The following is a 6,026-nucleotide window of genomic DNA, read 5'->3' on the forward strand; positions in this document are numbered from 1 at the left end:
GGACAAAATGAATTTTGAGAAATGGAAAATTTTGCTCCTTATGTACAACACATATCCTCTTATTTTAGTTCTAACGCCGTGGGAGTTCCGTGTAAAATCCGTGGGAAATTGCTAGGCAAAGCATTGGAGGATAAGGAGTTCCCTCAGAAGAAGGTTCTGAGCCTGGTGCTCTGTGTGGCTGTGATGCTGTCTGTCATGGTCATGGGCGCCGGGGCGGCGTTCTCGGATCAGGACAAGATCGAGAACACCGAGGCCGTCAATATGTGCACTGCGCTGAACATCATTGGCGGGTATCCCGACGGGTCCTATAAGCCCGAAGGGAACATTAAGCGGTCCGAGATCACCAAGATGATCTGCGTGGCCCTGAACGGTGGTAAGGAGCCCAATGTGAGTACCAACACCACCCCCACCTTCAGCGACGTGCGCGGCACCAACGCCGCCTGGGCAGAGGGCTACATTGAGTCCTGCGTGGCCCAGGGCATCATCTCCGGCGTGGGCGGCGGCCGGTTCAGCCCCAACGGCAACGTGACCGGCACCCAGCTGGCCAAGATGCTGCTGGTCAGCCTGGGCTACAACGCCAACACCGAGGGCTTTGTGGGCAACGCTTGGGCAACCAATGTCAACGTGATTGCCTCCCAGAAGGGCCTGTACGAGGGCCTGGAGCGCATGGATACCTCTGCCGCTCTGACCCGTGACAACGCGGCCCAGATGGTGTGGAATGCCATGAACGCCTATGAGGTGGAGTATAAGACCACCATCGTCACCGACGAGAATGGCAAGCTGGAGACCATTGTCACCGTCCAGGATAAGGTTGTTGGCTCCAACAACGACAAGATCACTCTGCTGGAGGACAAGTACGAGGCCAAGACCTTTACCGGTACCTTCGACGGCAACGACAAGACCATCTCCACTCTGAAAGATGGCCAGATTCAGGTTGAGGGAATGAATAATAAAACGCCCTCTGAGTCTGTAACCGCAAAGTTCACCTATGATTTTGACCTGAAGTACATCGGCGAAGAGGTCAGCGTCCTCTACAAGGACAGCACGAATAGCGGTACCCGCTATCAGCCCGACGACAACGACACCATCTACGGCGTGGTTGTAACCGGCAATACCTCTGTTGTGAATGCCACTGTGGATGACATCGACGGAGATTATAATACGGCCGGGAAAGTCTCTATCAGCGACACTTCCTATAAAGTTGCTAAAGAAGGTAAAATCGTAACCAATCTGGTGAATGTGGACACTGGTGCTCCCTGGGCAACACAGACCGCGGGAGTCTCTGACATTGAGGAGCTTTCTAAGGCCAATGGTGACACGGTCAAGTTTGTTCTGGATGACCAGAACGAGATCGTTTCCGTCTATGTCACCACGACGGATCTGTACAAAGTGACCGCAGTCTCTGGCAGCAAGGTCTCCATCTCCGGCATTGGCACCATTGATACCGCCGAGAACGGCACTTCCGTTTATGACGGCGTGGCCAAGGACGATGTGGTTGCCGTGACTAAGCTGTATCAGGATAAACCCGCTGATGCGACCTTTGTCATTGAGAAGGCAGAAGCCGTGTCCGGCACAGTGACTGCTTACAATGCCAAAACGATTACGCTGGAAGGCACTGTGTATGATGTTTACAACGAGGCAAACTACAAGTCCGGTTTGACGGATGATGCTGTGACTAAGCTGTCTTCCGATGATTTGGATAAGGAGTTTACCCTGTATCTGGTCAATGGCTATGTCCGCGCTGTGCAGAAGGGCTCGGAGGACATGAACAACTACGCTATTGTAACTGACGTTAACAGTGGCGTGCTTGATTCCACCTTTAACGAACCTAAGGCAGAACTTCTGTTCGCAGACGGAACCAAGAAAACCGTTGTCCTGCACAAGGACTCTACCCTTTATACAACCAGTAGCGAACACAATGACACTGCATTTACTAAGACAAACAAGGTTGACACCGCACTTGAAAAGGGTGAAATCGTCAAGTATGCAGAAATGTCTAATGGCCAGTACAAGATTGAAGAGGCTGTGAAGGCTGAGACATATACTGCGACCGATACAGCCGCTAACTTCTATGACAAGGATACTAAGGCTTTGAAGGGTATTGTAACTGATGGAAACTGCCCGTTGTTCTATACTACGGCAGATGGAGAGTATAAGGTTGCTAATATCCGAACCCTTGATGATATTGACTTGTCCTCTGGTGGAAAGCAGACTGCTTATGTAACCAATGATGGTAAGGTAGTTGCAGCATTCGTTGCTCTGGCCGGAAAACCCTCTGGCGCCTCCGACGACACCCTGTATGGTATCATCACCGATGACGGTCAAGTGACCAGCAAGAATGGCGATCCTTACACCATGTTCACGGTTTGGACCGGCGAGGAAACCACGGTTTACGTAGAGGGCGATACCGTCTCCAGCCTGAACAAGGGTGCGTTGGTCTCCTTCGATAAGTCGGCGGATGACACCTATGACCAGTCTGACTTCACGATCCTGGATGGCACTAACACTGCCAAGGGCCAAGCGATCGCAGTGAGCGATTACAGCGAAGCCGACCAGACCATTACCTTTGCAAATGCACTGAAGCTGGAAGGCGGCGCCTACGTGGAAGACGGCAAGACCACCAAGGCCATCGACGAGGACGCAAAGATTGTCTACATTGATGCCGACAACCAGACCAAGGGCGATGACGGTATGGGTATTACCTCCTTTGACGGTACCACCGGATATGCCAACGCTCTGATTGTTTATGAGGGTGGTGTTGCTACCAACAAGATCGTTGCCATCATTGTGAATACCAACTCTGATACGAATGTGTTGGGGAAGACGGATGTGATGGGAACAAAAACTGTTACTGCACCTGGCAGTGTGACCATGACTAACGCTAACGGTTTGACTGCATCTGCTGTTGCTGACAAACAGACTGCGGTTAAGGGAGAAGCTATCACCTATACTGTGACTTTTAGTGGGACAACTACTGCAGCTACAAAAGTTATGTTTACAGCCGGAAGCAACTCTACTGTTGATACTGCAAAGTGTGTGGTAACTGGCAATTGGGTAGCCCAATCCGCCACACAGGCCAACATTGCTACCACAAAGGATGGCACAGGCACTGTGACCTTCAAGGTAATTGCGAATGGTTCTGGTTCCGTTGGCGCTCCCACTATTGCAGTTGCCAACCAGTAAAAGATTTTAGTGTTTAAGAGATGGTGATTTCTGTCACCAAAGGGCCCCGAATGATTCGCATTCGGGGCCCTTTCTAAAAAAACAAATTCCCACCTCAAAGTGAATGAGGTGGGAATTTATTTTACGAGCTTATGGAAACTTTTGCTTCATCAGCTGCCGTAAAAGAATTTACTGTGCAATGTCGCTGTTCACGTCGACATAAATAGCAACGATAGGCTTGCTGATATTGTTATCCTCAAAGACAACAACCACGTTCGCCTTACCGGTCACACCATCAAAGGCGTTCACGCCAATTTCAGAGCCAGCAGTGTTATCCTCTGCATCTACGTAAACAATCTGAACATCTTCGTCTACAGCCTTAGTGGTCAGACCAGTGCCGGGATACACACCGTCGGACACGGAACCAGCGCCAGTGTAATAGGAGAGGATCTGTCCAGCTTCGTCATACTCCTTTACAAAAACTGCGGCCGCGTTATTTGTAGCGGTGTGGTTGGACTCGGGATAGTAGACTGTGATATCGCTGGTCGCATAGATGTCATCGGAAGCGACGTCGAAGGAAACCAGGTCGCCTTCCTTCAAAGTGCTGTCGTTGTCACCCTCGATCAGTACGGTCTTCTGTGTGCTCTCGTCCACATCGACAGTGTAGGAAGTATAGGTGTCGTCGTTGACTTTTACAGTGCCATTCTCAGAAGAAACAATGCCATAAACAGTATCACTGGATGCACCAGAGGGCTTGTTGGCCAGTGTCACATAGGCCGCCACGACCTTGCTACCGTCGCTGTCCATCATGTAGGAATAGTAGCCGTACTGAGCCAGATCAATGTCATTCAAATTCCGAATGTTGTAGGCATAGAAATCACCCACTGCGGCAGGCTCATCATCACCAGGAATGGTGGTCTTGTTGACAAAGAGGACACCGTCGGAAGCGACTACCTTTTTGTCAAAGGACTTGGTATCTTTGTCGTACAAGTCAGGTTTTGCCGTTTCAGCTTGCTGTGCTTCAACAACGGAAGTAACCTTAATCTTGCCGTCGGAAACGTCAGAATACTTGATAATCGCGCCGGTCTTCAGCTTTGCAGTGTCCTTGGAGTCCTTATGAATCTCAACTGTGGCCTCTGTGCCATCCGCTTTCATCATTTTGACTTTCAAGGGATCAAACGTGTCGCCGATGGCGCCATCCGCATCTTCCACCACAGCGTACTGCGTTGTCTCAGTTACCATCTCTGCCGCATAGGCAATTCCGTTAACCAAATACAGCTTAACGGTTTCTCCAATTTGGTTTGCAGGTGCAGACTGCAGGAAATCAGAGTCGACAGACTTGTTTTGGGCAATGTTGTCCAGATACGCATCATACGTTGTTCCATCGACTGTGATCTGCTTCACGCCGTTATAACCGGTCAGCTTACCCTCTACGGTTTCTGCCTTGGTTACAGTGGTATAAGCATCGGAAGCGGTTGCAGAGGTGTTATACAGTGTGGTAACAAGAACAATGTCGTCCTTTGCAACATCCTTATAGATGTCGTTGTCCTCGATCTTAATGCTGCCGACGCCGTTGTTGAGAGAAACCTTTTCGTTGTTTACCGCAGTAACCCGAGCCAGCTTAGACTCAACCACGTAGGCTCTGGTGATATCTCCATTCTCGTTGCAGACAAACTTAATGGTGTCAGCAGAAACAGCCTTCAGGTTGCTGAAAGCGGTAGCGACATCATCGGCAGAGGTACCACTGGTAGCACCTACGGTTGACTTAGCACCATAGTTGACGTTGAGATACTCGTAATCTTTCGCAGCTGCAGCCACATCGTAGTTCTTATCCCCGAACCGAACGGTGCCGGCTTCCTTCTGCGTCTGGAGATCATTCTTCGTGATGTTATAAACGGTGGTAGCGCCGGTTACAACCACACCATAAATGGTATCCTTGTTGTCGGGCTTATTCTTTGTTCCACCGGTTCCATCCTTAAACAGAACGTTAACCTCTTCCCCAATGTACTTCAGGTCAAAATCATACTTGAAGTTCGCAGTGACCTTCTCAGAATCGTTCACAGAACCATAGACCTGAATTTCTCCGTCGTTCAGGTTGCAGACGTCGGCGTTACCGTTAAACGTACCGGTAAAGGTCTTAGCCTCATACTTGTCCTCCAGGAGGGTGATCTTGTCGCTGGTAGTGCCAACAACCTTATCCTGGACGGTGACAATGGTCTCCAGTTTGCCATTCTCGTCGGTGATAATGGTGGTCTTATACTCCACCTCATAGGCGTTCATGGCATTCCACACCATCTGGGCCGCATTGTCACGGGTCAGAGCGGCGGAAGTGTCCATGCTCTCCAGACCCTCGTACAGGCCCTTCTGGGAGGCGATCACGTTGACGTTAGTCGCCCAAGCGTTGCCCACAAAGCCCTCGGTGTTGGCGTTGTAGCCCAGGCTGACCAGCAGCATCTTGGCCAGCTGGGAGCCGGTCACGTTGCCGTTGGGGCTGAACCGGCCGCCGCCCACGCCGGAGATGATGCCCTGGGCCACGCAGGACTCAATGTAGCCCTCTGCCCAGGCGGCGTTGGTGCCGCGCACGTCGCTGAAGGTGGGGGTGGTGTTGGTGCTCACATTGGGCTCCTTACCACCGTTCAGCGCCACGCAGATCATCTTGGTGATCTCGGACCGCTTAATGTTCCCCTCGGGCTTATAGGACCCGTCGGGATACCCGCCAATGATGTTCAGCGCAGTGCACATATTGACGGCCTCGGTGTTCTCGATCTTGTCCTGATCCGAGAACGCCGCCCCGGCGCCCATGACCATGACAGACAGCATCACAGCCACACAGAGCACCAGGCTCAGAACCTTCTTCTGGGGGA

Annotated in this window: 2 protein-coding genes; one reads left to right on the top strand and one right to left on the bottom strand. The window is 51.2% G+C overall.

Annotation, left to right across the window (positions count from 1 at the left end; translation table 11 throughout):
* The first annotated feature begins 108 nt into the window (after positions 1-108).
* Complete coding sequence (locus DV520_RS11905; protein WP_165850113.1) at positions 109-3,183, top strand: S-layer homology domain-containing protein; 3,075 nt, start codon at positions 109-111, stop codon at positions 3,181-3,183.
* Positions 3,184-3,351: 168 nt separating this feature from the next.
* Here DV520_RS11905 and DV520_RS11910 read toward each other — a convergent pair.
* Positions 3,352-6,026 (bottom strand): S-layer homology domain-containing protein (locus DV520_RS11910; protein ID WP_133308872.1); only part of this gene is annotated, 2,675 nt, incomplete at its 5' end.

Origin of the sequence: Evtepia gabavorous (assembly GCF_003425665.1) — a bacterium.
Taxonomy (GTDB): Bacteria; Bacillota; Clostridia; order Oscillospirales; family Oscillospiraceae; genus Evtepia; species Evtepia gabavorous.